The sequence below is a fragment of the Curtobacterium sp. 'Ferrero' genome (assembly GCF_002412165.1).
GTDB lineage: Bacteria > Actinomycetota > Actinomycetes > Actinomycetales > Microbacteriaceae > Curtobacterium.
Genome location: NZ_NXIA01000015.1, coordinates 71733 through 92817, shown reverse-complemented (window position 1 = coordinate 92817; position 21085 = coordinate 71733). Strand labels below are relative to the sequence as shown.

General features: G+C 70.7%; 14 protein-coding genes. 6 read left to right on the top strand and 8 right to left on the bottom strand.

The genetic code is table 11. The features are described 5' to 3' along the window. Nucleotides 1–196: 196 nt before the first annotated feature. Nucleotides 197–1135 (top strand): AraC family transcriptional regulator, encoded by a 939-nt coding sequence (locus tag Csp2054_RS13335; RefSeq protein ID WP_096899870.1) that lies wholly within the window; start codon nt 197–199, stop codon nt 1133–1135. Nucleotides 1136–1384: 249 nt separating this feature from the next. Here Csp2054_RS13335 and Csp2054_RS13330 read toward each other — a convergent pair whose 3' ends face one another. After that, entirely contained in the window at nt 1385–2836 is a 1452-nt protein-coding gene (locus Csp2054_RS13330) for a glycosyltransferase family 2 protein (RefSeq protein WP_176491705.1), read from the bottom strand. Continuing rightward, nucleotides 2833–4203: a glycosyltransferase family 4 protein gene (locus Csp2054_RS13325; protein ID WP_141399264.1), complete on the bottom strand. Its 1371-nt coding sequence runs from the start codon at nt 4201–4203 to the stop codon at nt 2833–2835. The genes Csp2054_RS13330 and Csp2054_RS13325 overlap by 4 nt, the downstream gene beginning before the upstream one ends. Nucleotides 4204–4365: 162 nt before the next feature. Here Csp2054_RS13325 and Csp2054_RS13320 point away from each other — a divergent pair, with 162 nt between their 5' ends. Genes Csp2054_RS13320 through Csp2054_RS13310 form a run of 3 tightly spaced genes read left to right on the top strand, consistent with a single transcriptional unit; the run spans nt 4366 to nt 8643 of the window. Next, on the top strand, nt 4366–5187 hold the full coding sequence (locus Csp2054_RS13320; protein ID WP_096899864.1) for an ABC transporter permease: 822 nt from the start codon (nt 4366–4368) through the stop codon (nt 5185–5187). After that, nucleotides 5184–5912, top strand: a complete 729-nt coding sequence (locus Csp2054_RS13315; protein ID WP_217990923.1) for an ABC transporter ATP-binding protein — start codon at nt 5184–5186, stop codon at nt 5910–5912. Before Csp2054_RS13320 ends, Csp2054_RS13315 begins: the two co-directional genes overlap by 4 nt. Nucleotides 5913–5949: 37 nt before the next feature. Further along, complete coding sequence (locus Csp2054_RS13310; protein WP_096899862.1) at nt 5950–8643, top strand: CDP-glycerol glycerophosphotransferase family protein; 2694 nt, start codon at nt 5950–5952, stop codon at nt 8641–8643. A 6-nt stretch (nt 8644–8649) separates the two neighbouring features. Here Csp2054_RS13310 and Csp2054_RS13305 read toward each other — a convergent pair whose 3' ends face one another. Further along, entirely contained in the window at nt 8650–10254 is a 1605-nt protein-coding gene (locus Csp2054_RS13305; RefSeq protein WP_096899861.1) for an endonuclease/exonuclease/phosphatase family protein, read from the bottom strand. A gap of 109 nt (nt 10255–10363) precedes the next feature. Between Csp2054_RS13305 and Csp2054_RS13300 the strand changes: the two genes are divergently transcribed. Together Csp2054_RS13300 and Csp2054_RS13295 are read left to right on the top strand one after the other, a co-directional pair. Beyond that, complete coding sequence (locus tag Csp2054_RS13300; RefSeq protein WP_096899859.1) at nt 10364–12484, top strand: acyltransferase family protein; 2121 nt, start codon at nt 10364–10366, stop codon at nt 12482–12484. Beyond that, nucleotides 12481–14145 (top strand): glycosyltransferase family 2 protein, encoded by a 1665-nt coding sequence (locus tag Csp2054_RS13295; protein WP_096899857.1) that lies wholly within the window; start codon nt 12481–12483, stop codon nt 14143–14145. Before Csp2054_RS13300 ends, Csp2054_RS13295 begins: the two co-directional genes overlap by 4 nt. A gap of 70 nt (nt 14146–14215) precedes the next feature. Here the strand turns inward: Csp2054_RS13295 and Csp2054_RS13290 are convergent, their stop codons facing one another. From Csp2054_RS13290 to Csp2054_RS13275, 5 genes are all read right to left on the bottom strand, one after another. Continuing rightward, entirely contained in the window at nt 14216–15316 is a 1101-nt protein-coding gene (locus tag Csp2054_RS13290) for a glycosyltransferase (RefSeq protein WP_096899855.1), read from the bottom strand. 49 nt (nt 15317–15365) lie between these two features. Continuing rightward, a complete protein-coding gene (locus Csp2054_RS18190) occupies nt 15366–15521 on the bottom strand; it encodes a hypothetical protein (protein WP_176491703.1) in 156 nt (51 codons plus the stop codon). A gap of 92 nt (nt 15522–15613) precedes the next feature. Continuing rightward, entirely contained in the window at nt 15614–18202 is a 2589-nt protein-coding gene (locus Csp2054_RS13285) for a glycosyltransferase (RefSeq protein ID WP_096899853.1), read from the bottom strand. Next, nucleotides 18202–19650 carry a glycosyltransferase family 2 protein gene (locus tag Csp2054_RS13280; RefSeq protein WP_096899851.1) on the bottom strand — a complete coding sequence of 483 codons (1449 nt, stop codon included), beginning with the start codon at nt 19648–19650 and terminating at the stop codon, nt 18202–18204. The genes Csp2054_RS13285 and Csp2054_RS13280 overlap by 1 nt, the downstream gene beginning before the upstream one ends. Further along, entirely contained in the window at nt 19647–21017 is a 1371-nt protein-coding gene (locus tag Csp2054_RS13275) for a hypothetical protein (RefSeq protein ID WP_096899849.1), read from the bottom strand. Before Csp2054_RS13275 ends, Csp2054_RS13280 begins: the two co-directional genes overlap by 4 nt. Nucleotides 21018–21085: the final 68 nt, after the last annotated feature.

Genomic DNA, 21085 nt, shown 5'->3' with positions numbered 1-21085 from the left:
TGCCGCCCGAGCCGCAGGAGCCTGCCGCCCGACCCGCCGGAGCCTGCCGCCCGACCCGCCGGCGGCTCGGGTCCGCCATGCCGCGTCGCGACCCACCCGTCGGCCCTCGAGCACGGCTGATCCGCGGAACGTACGCGCAGGACCCGAGATCGGTGATCCGTCACGCGTCTGCCAAGATCGCTGCGTGGATGCTGGCATGGTTCATCGCACCCGGAACGTGGTGCAGACAGACGACGTCGACGTGGCGGCTCGGGCGCTCGCACGGACGCACGACGTGCTCGCCCTGGACGTCGCGGACGACGGCGCGCGGTTCCGGTTCGAGGAGACCACCGTCGCCTCCGATCGGCTGTCCCTGGAGTCGACCTCGTCGAACGGCACCATCGCCGGCACCATCCGCAGCGGTCGCCACGTCGTGGTCACCTGGTTGAAGTCAGGACGTGGCACGATCGGCAAGCACCGTGCACCGATCGGCCGTCCGATCCTGTTCCACCAGGACGCGGAGCCCTTCCGGTGGATCTCGTTCCACCTGGACACCCTGCGCATCGATCGCGACGTCGTCCAGACGGTCGCCGCGGAGCGAGGAGGGTGGGCACCGCAACCGCTCGAGTTCAAGCCGTACCACGTCCCGGAGGGAGCGACCCTCGCGGCGTGGTGGTTGATGATCCGGACCGTCGCGTCCGAGATGTTGCAGGGGCCGGCCACGGTGACGCCGGAACGTGACGCGGAGCTCACGGTCATGGCTGCGGCCGGTCTGTTGACGGCGATCCCGCACTGGCCGGTCGGCGCACGGAACGCGTCACCCGCGCGTGCACGGCTGGCTCGTGCCGAGGCGTTCCTCCTGGAGCACGCTGTCGAGGACATCTCGGTGGACGACATCGCCGACGCTGCGGGGATGAGTGTGCGCGGCCTGCAGGCAGCGTTCCGTCGGACGCACGAGGCGACACCGCTCGCGTACCTCCGCTCGATCCGGCTGCAGATGGCGCAGAACCTCTTGGCCGGAGCAGAGGTCGAGAGCGTCGCGGAAGCGGGCCGGGCGGTGGGCTTCACGCACCTCGGACGATTCGCCGCTGCCTACGAGGCAGAGTTCGGCGAACTGCCGAGCGCCACGCTCCGGGCAGCCCGGCCGGCGCGCTGACGCTGCGTCGCCGGACCGTCGACGCGGACGGACTGGTAGAACACCGTGCGGGGGTTCGGGTCCACGCCGTCAGGGAGCACCCCGTGTCCCGTAGCGGTCTGCTGGCCGCGCATCGTCACCACTCCTCGTTGATCCCGCGGCCGGAAGTGGCCGTGTCAGCAGCGTAGGGAGTCGGTCACGGTCGCCCGAAGTCTTCGGCGGAAGAGCGCTTTCTGGTCAACGGCGGGCGCCGACCGACGTGCAGGAGCCTCAGGCCCGCCGCGTCAGGCCGCGCAGCCGCTGCGCGATCCGCGGGTTCCGCGCCCCGAACGTGAGCGCCGTCAGCCGCCGCAGCGACACCGTCGCCCGGTGCACGAGGAGCCCGGTGGCCTCGGCGATGTCGGACACGGCGTGCCAGCGGGCGCGGAGGGCGGCCGGGTCGATCGCGGTGCGGGCCTCCTCGCGGACGACCTCGACGAGCGTGGCCCCGCCGTCCCATGCGACGCTCCGGTTCTCGAAGCGCCGCAGGATGCGGTCGATCGCCGACGCACGGTGGTTCGACACGGCGTGCGACCAGCGGACGTCGTGGCTCACCGGGTCGACGAGCACCCAACGCGGTGCGTTCGCGTTGAGGGCCGAGAGCTGCCCGAACGTGGTGAGCGCTCCCAGCGCCACGGCGATGTCGAAGACCTGCCGCGGACGGCCGCCCACGGCGATCGCCGCACCGGGGAACGCCTGCCGTGCGGTGCGGAGCTGGCTCTTCGCGACGATGAGCGTGACGACCATGTCGTCCGGAGCCGCGGCGAGGACCGCCCGCGTCCGTTCGACGACCTGGTTCGTCAGGTCGGCCGGGAGGTGGACGGCGACGCGCAGGACGTCGTCGTCCGGCAGGAAGGTGTCGGCGAAGACGTCGACGGCGTCCCGGTAGCGGGCGAGGAACAGGGCGACGGCACCGGCGTAGAACGGGTACCGCTCGAGCAGGATCCGCTCGTGCTCCAGACGCAGCGAGGGCCCGCGGTCGCCGCTGAAACTCGTCGACCCGGTGTGCAGCACGAGCGCCCGGTTCGCGAGCACCGACTGGAAGCCGTGCTGGTTGATCCGCAGGCAGAAGTCGTTCTCCTCGCCGTAGCCGGGGGAGAACACGTCGTCGAAGAGCCCGAACCGGTCGACCATCTCGCGGCGGATGAGGAAGCAGAAGCCCATCGCGACGGGGGAGACGGTGTGCCGGGGGAGCAGGTACTTCGTCCGGCCGTGCAGCTCGCGGCTGCGTCGAGGTGCGAGGTTGGCGCGCGGGTTGCGGCGGGCGTACGGGAACGAGGCGATCGTCGCGTTGTCGCTCCGGGCGCACACGACGCCGATGGAGTCGTCGGACGCGAGCACGGCCGTCATCTCGTCGAGGAAGCCCGGGAGCGGCACGGTGTCGCTGTTCAGCAGCAGGACGTCGTTGCCGGTGCGGTCGAGTTCGAGGACGGCGCGGTTGCAGTTCCCGACGAAGCCGAGGTTCCGGTCGTTCCGCGCGTACTCGAACCCGGGGTGGTCGCCGACGAGCTCGAGGACACGGGCCTCGATCCGGTCGACCCGGGGACCGACGTCGTTGGCGAGCAGGACCCGGTCGACGTCGAAGTCGACCGTCTCGAGGAGCGCCTCGATGCAGCGTTCCAGGCCCGGCAGGTCGTCGTAGATCGGGACGACGATCGTGACCGGACGGCGTGTGGCGCTCACCGGCCCACCAGCTTCCGCACCGCCACCCCGGGGCGACGGAGCAGGCGTCCGACGGATCCGCTGCGGGTCCGGACGCGGTTCGCGAGCAGCCCGACGGCGGCGCGGGCGCTCGTCGCTCCGAGCGACGCGTACGCCCCGGGCAACTCGAACCAGTACCGCGCCGCCTGGGGGAGCCGGTAGCCCTCGGTGCCCACGAGCGCGATCAGACGCTCGATCGCCGCCGCGTTGTCGCGACCCGCACCGAGGACGGCGGCGAGCCGGTCCGGAGCAGCCGCGCCGTGCCTCCTGGCCGATGCGGGGTCCGCCGCGTACGCGGCGAGTGCGTCCGCGAGACCGGCCACGTCGTCGGCGTCGAAGAGGGCGCCGGTGCGCCCGGGCTCGATGAGCTCGGCGCTGCCGCCGGAGCGGCTCGCGACCACGGGCTTGCCGAGCGTCATGTACTCCGCCGTCGTGCGGCCGAACGCCTCGATGGTCGAGGGGGTGACGCAGACGTCGGCCGCCTCGATGAACGGCGCGGGTGAGGACTGCTCGCCGGCGAACACGACCCGGTCGGCGGCACCGAGCGCGCGGGCGCGCTCGCTGAGGCGCTGGTCCTCGCCCGGCTCCTTCCACCCGCCGACGAAGCAGACGCTCGCGGCGACGCCGCGCTCGCGGAGCGCGCCGATCGCGTCGATGACGCGGTGCTGGCCCTTCGACGCCTCGACGCGTCCGACGACGGTGACGCGGAGGCCCGGCTCGGCCTGCGGGAACGGCGTCACGGCCGGCGCGTGGTGGCGTTCAGCCAGGAGGCGCGTGGTGTCGACGACCGGGTAGGCGATGGAGAGCTTGTGGTCCGGCACGTACGGTGCCAGGTGGGCGCGGACCGCCTCCGAGTTGGTGACCACCGCGCCCGCGAGCAGGCCGATGTCGCCGAGCACGCCGGCACGGCCGGTCTGGAACTGCAGGCCGTGGTCGAGGTCGCCGTACTCGCGGACGAACCAGGCCTGGGGGATGCCGAGCACGGCGGCGGCGAACGACGCCCAGGGTGCGACGAGCGTGTTCGTGACCACCAGGTCCGGGCGCTCGCGCTCGTAGAGACGGATGATCGCGTTCACGGCGGCGTAGTCCACCGTGGCGAAGGCGGCGCGTTCGGCGGACGGCGCCGGCTGAGTGCTCGGCAAGGCCCAGCCCCGGAACCTGAAGGAATCGTGGTGCCACCCGCGTTCGTCGAGGGCCTCGATGAACTTGCCGCGCGGGGCCTTCGTGACGAAGTGGGGCGTCATCGACGGGTCGATCGCCTGCCAGTCCTCGACGAATCTCAGGAGACTGCGTTCGGCTCCACCCAGACTCACCGGTGCGGTGGAGTGGTTGGCGAAGCTGATGAGCACCGACACAGCCTAGTCATTCACCGAGCGTTCGTCATGACGACACGTCCTCATGGTTTCGGGTGTCGGGAATCTTGTGGTCGCGCACAGTGTGCGAAGATAACTCGTCACCCATCCGATCAGGAGCGCGTCCCTGCGCGCCCCGGAGGAGTTCCTTCCCGAAGCATGTCGTACCTGAACGAGATCCTGTCGTCACGGGAACTCCTGGCGAACCTGACGGCTCGCGAGGTCAAGGGGAAGTACCGGCGCACCGTCTTCGGGCAGCTGTGGTCCCTGATCAACCCGCTCGCGACGATGCTGATCTACACGATCGTCTACTCGTTCATCTTCCGGGCACGGCTCGAGGTCGGCGACCCGAGCGGGCTGAACATCTACCCGCTCTGGCTGATGTGCGGCCTGCTGCCGTGGATCTTCACCAGGAACGTCATCAACTCCGGCATGACGTCGATCGTGTCGAACGGCTCCCTCATCAAGAAGGTGTACTTCCCGCGCATGACGCTGCCGCTCGCGGCTGTCGGCTCGTTCGGGTTCACCTGGCTCGTCGAGATGGGCGTCCTGCTCATCGCGCTCGCGATCGCCGGGTCGAACTTCTGGGTGTACATCCCGGTCATCGCACTGACGATGGTGTTCCTCGCGATGTTCGCCGCCGGCCTCGGACTGATGCTGTCGATCGTGAACGTGCACTTCCGCGACATGCAGCACCTCGTCGGCATCGGGCTGCAGATGTGGATGTACCTGTCGCCGATCATCTACCCGCTGTCGCTCGTCGAGAACGCCGCGAACAAGTCGGGGCACCCGTGGATCGTCCACGTCTACAAGCTCAACCCCATCGAGCGGTTCTCCGAGGTCTTCCGGAACCTCATGTACGACAACCGCCTGCCGAACTGGACCGACCTGGTCGCGTGCGCACTCGCGGGATGCATCTCGCTCGCACTCGGCTACCTCGTGTTCTCCCGCAACGAGAAGAAGTTGGCTGAACTCCTGTGACCGATGCTGCTGTGTCCGTCGAGCACGTCTCGAAGCGCTTCCGCATGTACCACGAGCGGAACGACTCGCTGAAGAGCATGGTGATGCGCGGGAAGAAGTCCGTGCACGAGGACTTCTGGGCGCTCAAGGACGTCTCGTTCGAGGTGCCGCACGGCACGACGTTCGGGCTCATCGGCAAGAACGGGTCCGGCAAGTCCACCCTCCTGAAGTGCCTCGCCAAGATCCTCTGGCCGGAGGAGGGGTCGATCACCGCCCGCGGCAAGCAGGCCTCGCTGCTCGAGGTGGGGTCCGGGTTCCACCCCGAACTCTCCGGGCGCGAGAACGTCTTCCTGAACGGCTCGATCCTCGGGATGAGCCGCAAGGAGGTCACCCGGAAGTTCGACGAGATCGTGTCGTTCTCGGGCGTCGGCCACTTCATCGACCAGCCGGTGAAGAACTACTCGTCGGGCATGTACGTGCGCCTCGGCTTCTCGGTCGCCGTCGCCGTCACGCCGGACATCCTCGTCGTGGACGAGGTGCTCGCCGTCGGTGACGCCACCTTCCAGAAGCGCTGCCGGACGAAGTTCAAGGAGATGAAGGAGGAGGGCCGGACGGTCATCCTCGTCTCCCACTCCATGAACACGGTCAAGGACATGTGCGACGAGGTGGCGTGGCTCAACGAGGGTGAGCTGAAGATGATCGGCAAGACGAACGACGTCGTGGCCGCGTACAACGAGACCGTCTGAGCGCGAGCTCGACACCTGGAACAAGAGGGGACCCGTCGTGTCTGATGTGACGCCCGCGAGACCGCCGTCGCCGAGCCGCTTCCTCGTGGGGGCAGTGTTCGCCGTCTACAACGTGGCCCGATACCTGCCGGACCTGCTCGGCTCGCTCGAACGACAGACCCATCCGCTCGATCAGATCCAACTCGTGTTCGTCGACGACGGCTCCACCGACGGGAGCCTCGACGTGCTCCGCACGTGGGCGACGGGCCGGGAGGACCACGTCGTCGTCGTCTCGCAGGAGAACGCCTGGGTCGCGGCCGCCCGCAACACCGGGATCGAGCACGTCGACGCCGAGTGGGTCACGTTCGCCGACCCGGACGACGTGTTCGACGACCGGTACTTCGAGGAGGTCGTGAAGTTCATCGGCCTCCACGGCGCCCCCCGGGTCGGCTTGCTCGCGACCCACCAGATGCGCCTCAACGAGGGCCTCGAGCTGCTCAACACACACCCGCTGCGGATGAAGTTCGCGAAGGGGTCGAGGATCATCGACCTCGACCAGGAGCCGGTGATCCAACTGGCCGTGAACTCGGCGTTCTTCCGCACCGCGTCGATCCGTGAGCACGGCATCCGCTTCGACGGCCGGGTCCGTCCGGTGTTCGAGGACGCGCACTTCATCGGTCGCTACCTGCTGGCCACCGGGAAGCACGACATGGGTGTGCTCGCATCCGCGAAGTACCACTACCGGATGCGCGGTGACGGAACCTCCCTGATGGAGAGTCACTTCGACCATCCCGGCAAGTACACCGACGTCCTCCGGTACGGAGCGCTCGATCTGCTCGAGACCGCCGAGCGATCCGGCGGAGTTCCGCGCTGGCTGGAGAACACGGTCCTCTACGACCTGTTCTGGTACTTCAAGAACGAGCGTGCGCTCAACTCTCCGTCCGCCTTGGCTCCTGCGCACACGTTCGACGAGTTCCACGAGTTGGTGGCAGCGATCCGCGGCAAGATCTCCGACGACGCCATCCACTCGTTCGACATCATGTGGGTCGAGTACGCAGTGCGTCGCGCGCTGCTCGTCGGCTACAGCGGCGGCGCCGAGCGGCCGGCCTACGCGAAGCTCGAGCGCGTCGACGAACAGCGACAGCTCGTCAAGTTCACCTACTGGTTCACCGGTGGCCTCCCACGCGAGGAGATCACCGTCGACGGCCGGGTCGTCCAGCCCGTGCACGCCAAGTCGCAAGACTTCGTGTTCTACGGAAGGACCGTGTTGCGTCAGCGACACGTCTGGATCGAGCGCGGGCGACTCACCCGCCTCCGCCTCGATGACCGCACGATCCCCTTCGCCCGTGGCGAGCGGTACGAGCCGGACGAGGCGCTCACGCGTCGCCAGCTGAACCCGCAGATCCTCGGTCAGCGAAAGCGCCTCGAGAACAAGTGGGCGGATGTCGACACCCCGGCGCTGCAGTACGTCCGACGGGCGGCAGCGACCGTCTACCACAAGGCTCGCAGGGGTGTGTACACGCGCAAGCTCCAGGACGCGGCCCTCGGAGTCTCGGTCCGGACGAAGCGAGTCCGCGATCGGTACCAGGGTGCCTGGGTGTTCATGGACCGTGACACGGATGCGAACGACAACGCCGAGCACCTGTACCGCTGGGTCCGGGCGCACCACCCCGAGATCAACGCCTGGTTCGTCCTCGACGCGCGCTCGAAGGACTGGGAGCGGCTCCGGGCCGAGGGGTTCCGCCTCGTCGCCTACAAGTCAGCGGAATGGCGGAAGCTCCTCCTGCACGCCGTCCACCTCGCGTCCTCCCACATCGACGTGTACGTCGTGAGTCCACTGGACCGGCGCCGCTACGGCGAACCGCGGTTCACCTTCACGTGGCTCCAGCACGGGGTCACCAACTACGACATCTCGCGCTGGGTCAACGCGAAGCCTGCCGAGCTCTTCGTCACGGTGACCCCACAGGAGAAGGCCTCGATCGCCGGCGACGGACCGTACACCTTCACCGACCGAGAGGTCGTCCTCACCGGGTTCCCCCGGCACGACGAGCTGCTGCGGAAGCGTCGTGCGGTGCCGGAGGAGCAGCGTGATCTGCTCCTCATCATGCCGACGTGGCGCAAGAAGCTCGCCGGGATCCAGGTGGCCGGCAGCAACGAGCGTCTGAAGAACCCGGCGTTCCTGACCAGCGAGTACGCGGAGCAGTACAACGCACTCGTGGGCTCGGAGCGGATCCGCGACGTTGCCGCACGCACGGGCAAGCGGGTGGTCTTCATGCCCCACCCGAACATGCGGCCGTACCTGGAGGACTTCGACATCCCGGAGTGGGTGGAGGTCTGGGACTTCGCGACCAAGAACGTGCAGGACGTCCTCGCCCGGGCGGCCGCCGTGGTCACGGACTACTCGTCCCTCGGCTTCGAAGCGGCGTTCCTCGACGTGCCGCTCGTGTACTTCCAGTTCGACGCCGCGTCCTTCTTCGACGGGACGCACGTCGGTCGGCGCGGGTACTTCGACTACGCGCGCGACGGCTTCGGCCCCGTGGCGGACGACGTCCCGGGCGTGGAACGCGCGCTCGAGGACATCGGGACGAACGGGTACGTGTCCGCACCGGAGTACCTGGAGCGCACCCGCTCCGCGTTCGTCACGCGCGACGAGCACAATTCGGAGCGCGTCTTCCGGGCGATGCTCGCGCTCGACGGAGCTCCTCGGATCGAGGAACCCGAGCGCGACGCCGCGTCCGCGCTCGTCGGCTGAGGGTCGTCAGCCGACGTCGGGCACCCGGAGGCGTGCCTCGATCATGTTGTGGTCGGACGGGATCACCGAGGTGCCGGGATTCCAGTTGTTGACGAACTCGTCGCTGCCCGCGAAGCCCTGGGTGAGGATGTAGTCGATCCGCTGCCCGTCCTTGTTCGGGTCGTCCGCCTGCTTCGACGCGGGCTGGTAGCCGTTGTACGTCTGCTTCGCCGTGCCGTACCGGTGCATCGACGCAGACGAGTCGTAGAAGCCTCCCCGGACGAGCGTCGGTTGTGCACCATCGACGGCGTCCTCGGGGTACCGGTTGTCGTTCAGGTCGCCGCCCAGGATGACCGGGAGCCGCTTTCCCGCTGCGTTCGGCTCGTTCACCCGGTCGAGTGCACTGAGGAGCTGCGCGGAGTCGTCACCGAGCAGCGTCTTCCGCGGCTCACTGTACGAACTCGACGGGATGCCGTAGTGGGCGGCGACGACGATGAAGCGGGTGCCGCTGCCGTCCTTCGACTCGAGCTCAGCCCACGGGGTGTTCGTGTCGGGCGCCGATGAGGCTGGGTAGACCTCGTAGTCCTTGATGCCGGCGAGGACACCGTGGTCGATCACGCTGTACTTCGCGGGGTTGTAGTAGATCCGGTTGCCCTGGTGGGACTTGCTGACGGTCATCGGCGCGCTGTCGACCAACTGCAGGTTCGGAAGTCGTCGGTCGAGATCGACGTACGCCTGGGCGGATCCGCTTCCGTTCGAGTAGCCGCTCGCCTCGAGCACCGTGAGCACGTCCGGGTCCTTGGCGTTGATGGTGCTCGCGATCGCCGGGGCCCGGGTCGCCCAGCCCGGGGCTCCGTTCGTCTCGCAGCCGGAGCAGAGGACGTTGTAGCTGGCGAAGTGCACAGCGAGGTCCGACTCGACGGGACGGACGGGAGACGGCCACGCGCTCACCTGCGCGGACTTCCGGACGTAGGTGGCGTTGTAGTAGGTGTTCCGAGCCATGGCGCGGACGTAGACCGGGTTCCCGTAGGCGACCGCGGTCAGGTCGGAGTCGGAGGTGGGGAGCGTCCACGTCCTCGTCGCCGGGTCGAACGCGGAGGACCACGGCGTGTAGTGCGGGGTCCACCGGTCCGGCGTCCGGTTCTCGTTCGGCCCGGCCGACCACCGGATCTGGTAGTCACTGGCATCGGAGACCTCCGGGATCGACACGGTGACCGCGTTCGTCGCGGGCTTCGCCGTGATGGACCCGAACACACCGACCGCGTTGGGTTGGAGCGTCGTGGTGATCGGCTTGGCCCACGGCCCGGCGGTGCTCCCGTTCTTCGCGGCGACCGTGACGTAGTAGCGGCCGCCTGGCTGCAACTTCGTCATCCAGGCACCGACCGAGGTCGAGTCCTTGTAGACAGGACTGGCGAGGTCGGACCGCGTGGACCACTTGACGACGTAGCTCGTCGCGTTCGCGACGGACTTCCACGTCACCTTGACGCTCTTCCCGGACCAGTCCTGGGTCGCCTTCGCGACCCCGGTGACCTGCGCGGGCTTCGTCGCTGCTTGGGCCGGGGTTGCCAAGCCGACGGCCGCGAGGAAGAGTGCGCTGACGGCAGCGCTCCGGATGACCCAGTGACGTGTCATGTCGACCCCCTGATCTGATCGTGTCTCGACGCTAGACGGTGGCGGCTCCGACCGGTAGCCGCCGAACGGGGGACGAGTCGCCCGTGGACGCGTCACTCGTTCGTGCTCAGTGACGGACGCTCGGTTCGACTACAGTGCTCTGGTGCCGAACCGACCGCAACCGCACCTTCGATCCGACATCCAAGGGCTCCGGGCGCTTGCCATCGGACTCGTGGTCCTGTACCACTTGTGGCCGAACCGGCTACCGGGCGGATTCGTCGGGGTCGACGTGTTCTTCGTCATCTCGGGCTTCCTCATCACCGGCCACCTCGTCAAGGCGATGGGGGCCCAGCCCTCTCCTCGCTTGCTCGTTGACTTCTACGCGCGGCGGATCCGCCGCTTGGCGCCCGCCGCAGTCTTGGTGATCCTGTTCGTCCTCGTCGCCTCGGCGCTCCTGCTCCCCCCGACCAGCCTGGCGCCGACCGGGTGGAGCGCACTTGCGTCGACGCTGTTCTCCCAGAACTGGTACCTTGCGTCGCAATCGGTCAGCTACCTGGAGACAGCGTCGCAACCGAGCGCCCTGCAACACTTCTGGTCGCTCTCGGTCGAGGAGCAGTTCTACATCGTCTGGCCGCTCCTGCTGATCGGTGCGGCCCTCGTGGCTCAGTGGCGACGTCGTCCCGTTCGTCCGGTCGTCGTGACCACGATCATCGCCCTCGGCGCGTTGAGCCTTGCCTGGTCGCTCATCCACACCGCGATCGATCCCGATGTGGCGTTCTTCGACACGACTTCGCGGGCCTGGCAGTTCGCAGTCGGCGGAGCAATCGCACTCCTCCCTGGGCGGTTCCGCGTCCCCTCATTGCTCGCGTGGGTCGGTGTCGCCTGCATCGCTCTCGCGACGTTCCTGTTCTCCGACTCGACCGCCTTCCCCGGAACGGCAGCTCTCCTGCCGACGTTCGGAGCAGGTCTCGTCATCGCTGCGCGGTCGCCGGAGGACGAGACATGGTCGTGGGCCTTCGCCTCGCGTTTCGGTCCGGTTCGATGGCTGGGCGACGTGTCCTACTCTGCGTACCTCTGGCACTGGCCGATGATCGTGTTGTTGCCGGTCGCGCTCGGTCATGCGCTGGACACACGAGCGAAGGCCGCGATCATCGTCGCGACGTTGATCCTCGCCGGACTGTCGCAACGCTTCGTCGAGCAGCCGCTCCGGAACATCACCTGGCTGACCGCGCGTCGCCGTCGCAGCTTCCTGGCCGGCGCAACGGCTGCGGTCGTCCTCGCGGTCGGTTCGATCGGATCGGTCGGGGTGAGCGCAGCCGCGACCGCGAACGAGAACGCGGCACTCATCGCGAAGGTCACGAACGGAGACAGTTGTTACGCGGCCGCAGCCGTGGGCAACCCGGACTGCAGCAACCCGTTCGGCCGCCTCGATCGGGCACACCTGCCCGAGTCGCTGGCGGACAAACCGCTCGCTTGGCAGGACGACTGCATCGATGACATCACTCAGAACACCGAGAAGCTCTGTCAGCTGGGGGACCCCGCCGGGACCGAGACCGTCCTGCTGTGGGGCGACTCCCATGCTGGAGCTTGGTCGTCTGCTTTCGACATCGCCGGCAAGATCAACCACTGGAGAGTCATCGTCGCGGCGCGGAACAAGTGCCCGTCGTCGCTGGTGGCGCCGGATGCGACCGCCTGGGGTGAGAAGCTTCCCGACGATCAGCAGGGCTGGTGCGCGTCGAGGAACGCGTGGGTCTTGAAGACCGTGGTCCCTCGAGCAGATCGGGTGGTGCTCGCGAACCTCTGGGCGAACTACGTCTTCGACGACGGCCGCGGCGATCAGGCCGTCGGGTACGAACGAGTCGTGAAGTCGAGCCAGAAGCTCGGCCGCGACGTGACGGTCATGCAACACGTCCCGCTGACCGGCCGCACGCTGGAAGCGAAGGTCTGGGGACCGGACTGCCTCGCGAAGCAGGACCCTGCGTCGTGTTCCAACCCGATCGCCTCGGCCTATCCTCCCTCGACGAGCGCGGTGTTCCGCGAGATGCGGGCCGACGGATTCGGACCGACGGTCCGGTACATCGCCGACGCAGATCGGTTCTGCGATGACTCGCGTTGCTACTCGGCGATCGGTGGCGTGTCGGTGTACTTCGACGGTTCGCACCTCTCGAACACCTACAGCACGTCGCTCGGGCCGTGGTTGGCGACGAAACTGCGGTCGAAGACACCACTCGACCAGGCCGACATCGGATGACGGGGAGCCACCCTGCCGTCTCGGTCGTCGTGGCGGCCCGGAACAGTGCGCCGTGGTTCGGGGAGCTCATCGCGAGCGTGGCCCGTCAACTCGGAGAAGGCCTCGAGGTCATCGTCGTCGACAACGGCTCGACGGACGAGACGAGCGCGCTCATCCGAGCCTTCGCGGAGCAACACGCTTCGGTTCGCCACGTCCTCTCCGGCGCGACGGGCGCCGCCGAGGCTCGAAACGAAGGTGTCGCCCGTGCCACAGGCCGCTACCTCGTCTTCGCCGACTCCGACGACCTGGTCCCCGACGGGGCGTACCGCGCCATGCTCGACTCCCTCGAGGCGAGCGGCTCCGACATGGCCATCGGGGACCACCTCAAGTTCTCCGCCACCGAGACGTGGAGCCCGACGAAGCGCTGGTACCCCTTCGACAGGGCGCTCGTCGGAGTCGCCCCGGACGAGGTACCCGAGCTGCTGTCCGGCCGCCCGTGCTGGAACCGCATGTTCCGTCGCTCGTTCTGGGACCGCGTTGGGCTGCGGTTCCCGGAGGTGGCGAGTGTCGAGGACATCGAGCCGATGACCCGAGCCTTCGTCGAAGCGCGGGCGATCGACGTCGTCCGGGAGTGCGTCTACCTGTACCGGGACCGCGGGGATTCGTCGTCGCTCTCGCTGCGTGCGGACGCCGACGTCACGGTCCGGTACCTCGAGCAGGAGCTGGCATGCGCCGAACTCGTGCGCGACGACCCCGTGCTGCGCCTGCAGCACGCCGAGATCGTGCTGGACGCGGACGGATGGGCGCACCTGCGCCGGTTCCTCGCGACGAGCCCGGACGGGGCCGCGGCGCAACGGGTCGCGGCGGCGACGGACCGGCTGCTGGCAGCGGTCCCGCTCGACGGCATCGACGCCGTCGCCGCTCCACGCCGCGCACTGTGGTCGTTGGTCCTCCTCGGGGAGTGGTCGACGGCGCGGGACTTCGTCGTCGGCACGACCAGCGCGGACGTGGCCGACGGGCTCGCAGCGTGGTCGAGTGCCGTGTCGACCGTGCTCCGGCGGGACGCGGTCGGAGCGGGCCGGCTCGCGGTCGAGGGGCTCGTGCCGGCGTTCGTGAACGGAGCGGACGCGGTCGACGGCGACACGCTCCGAGGGTGCCTGGCGGGGATCGAGGGCCTGCAGCTGCCCCACTCGGGCGCGGCGCTCGTCGACGCGATGGCCGCCGCGATCGGCTCCGGCGATGTGACGGCGGTGCGCACGGTGTCGTCGCTCCGACACGTCGTCCCGCTCGTGGTCGACCGTGTCGACTCCGACGAGCACGGTCTGACGGTGAGCGGCGCGGCCGACCTCGGCCCGGTGGGAGCAGGCGCGGTGCTGCACCTCGCCGGGGCGGCGGATGCCGAGTACCCGGTGTCGATCGGTGCGGACGGGCGCTGGCGCGCGGAGCTGCGTGCAGCCCAGCTGCCGCACGGCCGCCACGGCGTGACGGTCTCCTTCGACGGCGTGTCCGGACGGTTCCCCGTGGTGACGGCCCGGATGCCACTGCCCCCGGTCGGCGACGGCATCCCGATGCAGCCGCTCGCGGACCGCAGGGACGGCTGGCGGTTCCTGGTGGACCGCCGGGCACCGGCTCGCGGCGGCCTGGGCGGACTGCTGCGGAAGGTCGCCGGTCGGCGGCGGTGACGCGCCAGCCGCGGGCGCCGGTGACGGTCCAACCGCGGGCGACGACGACCGCTCCCGTAGCGGCAACCGGTCAGGCGAGCGCGAGCCCGTCCGCCGCGCTGTCGGCGGCGTCCGAACCGCTCAGCGCCGCCCGCTCCAACACGTCCGCGTACCGCCGCGACACCGCGAACGGCGCGAGCCGCTGGCTGAACTCGGCAGCTCCGTCCGCCGACCACGCCCCCTCGCGCAGCACCGCCGCCAGCGACGACACCGCGTCGGCCGGGTCGAACCACCCGATCCACGACTCGTCGCCGAACTCGCCGCGCAGGTGCGGCTCGTCCGGCAGCACGGCGGGCACCCCGAACGACGCCGCCAGGTGCAGCGCCCCGGAGTTGAGCACACGCCGGTAGGGGAACACCGCCACGTCGGCCGCACGGAACCACCGCTGCACGTCCGCGTCCTCGACGTGCTCGTGCTCGCGGACGGCACGGACATCGTCGCCGAGCAGCGCGTCGATGGTTGCCCGGTCCTCGGCGGAGGTCCGGCCGGCGAGCAGCAGCACCGGACGCTCACCCGGGGCGAGGGCACGGACGGCGTCGACCAGCACGTCGAGACCCTTGTACGGGCGCATCTGTCCGAACGCGAGCACAGCCCGCTCCGAGTCACCGAGCCCGAGTGCGGCGCGCGCCTCGGCCCGGGACACCGATGCCGGGTACACACCCTGGTAGCTCGGGTGGGGGATGCGGACGACGCGGGCCGGGTCGAGCGTGTAGTGGTCCGCGACGGCCGCCACGGTGTCGGCGTTCATGACGTGCACGGCGTCGGCGGTCGCGGCGAGGTACCGGTTCAGTTCGAGCTCGAGGTCGAGGTGCCGCGCGTCGTGGGGGAGCACGTTGTGCACGGTCCAGACCAGGCGGGCGCCGCGCGACCGAGCGGCGTCGACGGCGGTGCGGAACCGGTCGAGCCGTGCTCGTGCCGAGGCGTGGTCGTCGTCCGCGCGTTGGACGATCGGTGCGGTCCAGTGCATGTGGAACACGTCACCGGTGCCGAGGTGTCCGAGGTGCCCTTCCAGCTGTTCCAGCCGGAGGCTCTCGAGGACGGTCCATCCCCGTGCCCGGGGCGCGAGGAGCATGAAGTTCAGGTAGGGGTTGTCCCGGTAGGCCGGGAACACGGCGAGGGAGCGATCGGGCACCGCCCGATCCTACGGGGCGCGCTGACGGCGCCGACCGCCGGAGCGGCGCTCAGTCGAGCGTGGCGACGATGTACTCGGCCTCGTGCAGGACCGAGCAGAACGCCAGCCCGTCGTGGTCGAGCGCAGCGCGCTTGCTGATGACGGCGCCGCAGACGACGCACCGCACGGTGAACGTCGACCGGATCGCGTCGGAGAGGAGTGACATACGAGCATGCTGGCCCACCGAGGTGAACGACCGGCTTCGTCAGGCTCGGAATACCGTGAACGTATCCACCGGATCAGCCACTTGTCGGGTTGTCAGCCGATGCCTGTGATCGCGTCCAGGACGGCCGCTGCCGGCCGATCCGCCCCGACCACGACCGCGAAGTCATCCTCAGCTCCGACGGCACCCCAGGCGGCGTTCCACGCGCCCGGCTGCGGCACCCACGCCGTTGCTCCCTCGGCGACCAGGACGGTGACGTCGTCGAGCCCGCTCGAACCGCGGTACCAGGCGGACGGGACGTCGACCTGCACCAGGTGCCCACGGGCCTCCAGTCCGTCGGCCAACGCGGCCACGTCCTGCGGACGCGACCCGTCGTGCTTCACCGCGACGCGCAGCGGGCGCGCGCCCGCTGCGCGCAGGACCACGGGGCGCGACGACCGCACCATGACGGCGTGGCCCTTCGGGAGGCCCGGCTCGACCCCGGCGTACCGCAGCCCGGCCGCCTCGTAGCGGCTCGCGGCGTCCGCCGCGGGGTACCGACCCCGCCAGCGCTCGTCGAAGAGCCGGCGATTGTCGACGCGGGCGTCGTCGCGGCCGGGGGTGCGGCTCTCGTGGTGGACGACGACCGACGCGGGTTCGACGAGGAAGGCCGCGCCCGCGGGGGAGTCGGCGAGCGCGCGGAGGCAGAGGTCGACGTCCTCCAGGCCGTTGGCGAACACGGGGTCGAAGCCGTGCCAGCGGACCAGGTCGGCGGCGCGGAAGGCGGCGGCGGCCGCGGTGATCGCCGAGAAGCGCCGGGAGGCCGGATCGGACAGGGCAGCCGTCGCGTCGTACCGGGGGTGCTCGCCGAGGAAGTGCCACGGCAGGACCTTGTCGCCGCCGAACACGGTGCCGGCGGCCTGCACGATGCCGTCGGGGTAGAGCAGCAGCGGCTGCACACCGAGGACGGTCGGGTCCGCGAGCGCGTCGACGAGGGGGCGGAGCCATCCCGCCCGGACCTCGGTGTCGTTGTTGAGCATCACGACGGTGCCGCCGGTGGAGCGGGCGAGACCGAGGTCGCTGCCGAGCGCGAAGTTCCGGTTGCGGTCCTCGCGCTGCACGACGACCCGGGGTTCGTCGCCGAACCACGTCTCGAGGATCGCGGACACCGGACGCGGCGAGCCGTTGTCGACCACCACGACCTCGACGTCGTCGCCGTCGTGGTCCGCCGCGCCGAGCACGGCGTCGACGGCGCGGCGGGTCATGGTCCAGTCGCGGAAGGTGGGGACGACGACCGACACCAGGTCCGTGCGGCGCGGTCGGGCGGCGAGCTCGTCCCAGTCGATCCGGTGGGGTGCGAGGGCGACCTCCTGCCACGACGCGGGCTGCGCCGACGACACGCGGCGGGCGTCGCGGACGTTGTCGTAGTCGACACCGATGACCGGCACGTGCACGGGCATCCCGGACCGGCGACCGATCCGGAGCAGCCACTCCCAGTCGATCCAGCGCCGCAGTGTCTCGTCGAACGGTCCGGCGGTGTCGGCGACGTCCCGCCGGACCACGAGGGCGTTGAGGTCGATGAAGTTGCCGGCGAGCAGGTCGTCGAGGGTGCCGTCCTCGCCGCGGAACGTCTCCACGGGGTCGGTGGCGTCGTCGTCGTTGTTCGCGCCGACCATCCGGAGCCCGGTGTGCGCGCCGACGGCGTCGGTCTCGAGGATCGCCGCGAGGGCCGCGGCGAGGTGCACCGGCCGCCAGGTGTTGTCCGCGTCGAGGAACGCGACGTGCTCGCCCCGCGCGGCTGCGAGCCCGGTGTTCCGGGCGGCCCCGGCACCGCCGTTGCGGCGTTCGAGCACCCGGATGCGCGGGTCCTGCTCGGCGATCGCGCGCACGACGGCGAGCGTGGTGTCGTCGGGGTCACCGTCCGCGGAGCCGTCGTCGACGACGAGCAGCTCCCAGTGCGGGTAGTCCTGCGCGCGCACCGAGTCGATCGCGGCACCGACGACGTCGGGCCGGCGGTGCACCGGCAGCACCACGGACACGAGCGGCTGCTCCGCGTCGCGTCGCGCGGCTCCGTGGCGGAACCGGGCGAGCGCCTCGTCGACGGTGGGCCCGTCCCAGCTGCGCCGGTAGCGGCGGCGGGTGCGGTGCTGCGCCGCGGCGTACGCGCGGGCCGCCGACATGGCCTGGTCGCGTGCGGCGGCCCACGTCGGTGCGGGTCCGCGTCGGCCGGGAGGCACGGGGAGCGGGGTCTGGTCGGTCGCGTTCCGCAGGAAGTCGCGCAGGGCGTCGAGGGTGGTCGCCGGGCAGGACCCGGCGGGCCGCGAGGCGGCCCACACCCCGGCGTCGAAGAGCGGTCCGGTCTGGAAGAGCTCCGGACCCTCCTGGTGCAACGCGTCGTACCAGGACATCCGCGCGTCCGGCTGGTGCTCCCGCATCCACTCCGGTTCGACGAGCGGGCTCAGCGAGAAGCCGCGCTGGCCCGCGTTGTGGACGGCGAACGCGATCGCCTCGTCATCCGTGGCGAACGTGCGCCCCGCCTGCGCCGCGAAGTACGCCCGGTCGGTGACGCCGAACTCGCCGATCCGACGCGCCCAGCGGTCCAGCCGGTCGGTGACGGTGAGGGGCTTCTCCGGCCCGCGGAGACGCCGGGCCAGTCCGCGGGCGATCCGGCCGAGGCCGTCCGGACCGTTCGAGTGCCCGGCCATCAGCGACGACCCGGCAGGCGCGCGGCGACCTTGGCGATGGCCTGGCCGGTGCGGAACGAGCGGCTCGCGCGCAGGTCGTCGAGCTCGCGGCGGAGCCGGACCACCTCGTCGGCGGCGCTGTCCGCGGCGACCTCGGCCGCCGTCAGGTCGAGGGGCAGGAGCGCGGCCCGTCGGCGTTCGAGCGCGGCGCTGCGGTCTGCGAGCGGGGCGGCGAGTCGCTGGCGGAGCCGTTCGGCGGCGTCCGTCAGGTCCGGGCGGGCGGTGACGACGTCGGCCGCGTCGTCGACCAGTCCGGCGATCGCGTCCGCGCCGGTCCGGTGGACCCGGGACGACCAGGGCGCGGCGGGCGCGTCCGTGCGGGCGACGACGAGGTGCAGGGCGCGGCGGTCCGCAGCGACGACCTCGGCGGGCGACGGGTCCACGAGCAGGGCCGCGGTGACGAGGTCGTCCGGGTTCGCGGCGTCCGGGGTGACCGTCCACCCGGCGGGGGCCGACGTGCCGGCCGGGAGCCGTGCCTCCAGGGCGAAGCCGGGGCCGAACGCCGCGTCGACCGCGGCGACCCACCCGGCCACGTCGTCGACGTGGCGCAGGTCCACCGCGAACCGCGGCGTCGCGCCGGACGGGACGAGGGCGTCGGCGAACCGCTCGGTCGCCGTCACGCCGTGCCGCTGGTACGCGGCGACGGCGTCGGGCAGGAACGGGTACCGCGACTCGAGCAGCCGCTGGTGGGCGGCGCGGAGGGCGTTCCGGTTGCCGGAGAAGCTCTTGCCGCCGGCGTGCAGGACGAGGGCGCGGTTCGCGATCTTCGCGAGCCAGCCGTGCGCGGCGATGCGGAGGCAGTAGTCGTTCTCCTCGCCGTACCCGGGGGCGAACGCCTCGTCGAACAGGCCGTGCTCGGTGACGAGCTCGCGGCGCGTGAGGAAGCAGAAGCCCATCGCGACGGGGAGCACCTGCGACGCCGGCAGCAGCGGCGCGATCGCGGACCAGACCTCGCGAGTGCGTTCCTCGGTGCGGGCGGCGCCGCGGTTCGTCAGGCGGTGGGGGATGCTCGCGATCGTGGCGTTGTCGCTGCGGGCGGTGACGACGCCGGTGCGGTCCTCGTCGAGCACCGCGAGCATGGCGTCGAGGAAGCCTGCGGTCGGCACGGCGTCGCTGTTCAGCAGCAGGACGGCCTCGCCGTCGGCGCCGGCGTCCAACTCGGTGACGGCGCGGTTGCAGGTGCCGACGAACCCGAGGTTGTGGTCGTTGCGCTCGTACCGGAAGCCCGGCATGCCGGCGGTGCGGTCGAGGAGCGCCCGCTCGATGGTGTCGGCGTCGGGACCGCAGTCGTTGACGAGCAGGACGCGGTGCCGGTCGGTGTCGAGGTGCTCCACCAGTCCGTCGACGCAGCGCAGGAGCGATTCGAGGTCGCCGTACACCGGCACGACGACGAGGGTGGTGCGGGTCATGCGGAGCGCTCCTCGAGCTCGGTGGTGAGTGCGTCGACAGCCGCGTCGAGCGGGCCGCCGAGCGCACCGTCCGCCAGCGGGGTGAAGCCCGTCGGGCCCTCCGCCGCGGCGCGCCGCACGGCGTCGGCGACGGCCAGCCCGAGCGACCGGGCGTCCGCCTCGACCGCGGTCAGGTTCGGGTGCAGGCCGGCCCGGGTGTCGCGGAACTCGTTCGTCACGACCCGAGCCCCCGAGATCGCACCGTCGAACGGCGGGTGGCTCGGGTGCGGGCTGTGCTGGAGCGACAGCACCACGTTCGTCGAGGCGATGAACGCGAAGTAGTCGTCCCACGGCATCGTGCCGTGCGACACGAGCTTCACGTCGCCGCGGCCGCCGTCGAGCTCGACGTCACCGTGCTGCTCGCCGGCCGAGTGGAACTCCACCCGCAGGCCGTCGCCGGCGAGCTCCTGCACCGCGACCCGCAGCGCCGCGACCCCCAGCCGGAACAGGTTGCGGTGCTTGCTCGGCCGACCGTAGAAGAGGACCCGCACGGTGTCCTCGTGCTGCCGTGCGGCCGCCACGCGTTCGAGCAGCTCCACGTCGAGGTGCGGCGCGAACGTCCGCTCCCGGGGGACGTCGAGCGACTGCACCTCGGCCAGGTAGCGGCGCAGGGGCTCCGAGTTGACGAGCATCCGGAAGCCGGCGCGGTAGGTCGAGGCCGCCACCGCGTACTCCGTCGACCACGGGCTGAACCCGGGCTCGTAGTCCTGCACCAGGTACACCACCCGGTCGCGCGGCACCACCCCGGCCGTCACCGCGACGTCCACCGGGTGCGCCGTCTTCCAGTGCGTCGCGATCCACACGTCGTCGGCACCGAACGCGGTGTCGAGGACGTCCTCGCGCCGCACCACCCGCACGCCCGGACGGCCGTCCACCCGGGACTCGGGGAACCGGTCCGCCACGAGCTGCTCGGCGGCCGCCGCGGAGTTGCCCGGCGTCGTCCACCGCACCATCACGACGCGCACCCGCCGACGCATCCGCGCCCCGAGCTCCAGCGCCACCGCCAGGGCCGTCTGCACCCCGGCGAACGCGGCGCCCTCGCGCAGCTCGTCGACCACGAGGACCACCTCGGGCTCGCGGTGGGCATCGACCCGGTGCGCGTCGACCCGGATGCCGGCCAGCGCCAGGCTCGTCTCGGTCAGACCCTCGTACGGACGCGCTGCCGCCGGCACCCGGTCCCGCTCCCGCCGGGCGACCCCGACGTCGACGCGCGACACCGTGCGGCCGAGACGCTCCCGGACGTCGTTGCGGTAGTGGCCGTCGCGGGCGTACCGCTCGTTCACGCGGACCAGGTCGGCGACGAGGCGTCGGGCCTTCTCGAAGTTCATCGTCCCTCACGTTAGCGGGGACCCCGCACGGACAGGGGACCGTCGGCCGTGCTCGGTAGGCTTGCGCA

Bases quoted from the DNA above. Each gene is read 5' to 3' on its own strand.
- Csp2054_RS13335 (WP_096899870.1), top strand. From the start codon at position 197: ATGGTTCATCGCACCCGGAACGTGGTGCAGACAGACGACGTCGACGTG.
- Csp2054_RS13320 (WP_096899864.1), top strand. From the start codon at position 4,366: ATGTCGTACCTGAACGAGATCCTGTCGTCACGGGAACTCCTGGCGAAC.
- Csp2054_RS13305 (WP_096899861.1), bottom strand. From the start codon at position 10,254: ATGACACGTCACTGGGTCATCCGGAGCGCTGCCGTCAGCGCACTCTTC.
- Csp2054_RS13295 (WP_096899857.1), top strand. From the start codon at position 12,481: ATGACGGGGAGCCACCCTGCCGTCTCGGTCGTCGTGGCGGCCCGGAAC.
- Csp2054_RS18190 (WP_176491703.1), bottom strand. From the start codon at position 15,521: ATGTCACTCCTCTCCGACGCGATCCGGTCGACGTTCACCGTGCGGTGC.
- Csp2054_RS13285 (WP_096899853.1), bottom strand. From the start codon at position 18,202: ATGGCCGGGCACTCGAACGGTCCGGACGGCCTCGGCCGGATCGCCCGC.
- Csp2054_RS13280 (WP_096899851.1), bottom strand. From the start codon at position 19,650: ATGACCCGCACCACCCTCGTCGTCGTGCCGGTGTACGGCGACCTCGAA.
- Csp2054_RS13275 (WP_096899849.1), bottom strand. From the start codon at position 21,017: ATGAACTTCGAGAAGGCCCGACGCCTCGTCGCCGACCTGGTCCGCGTG.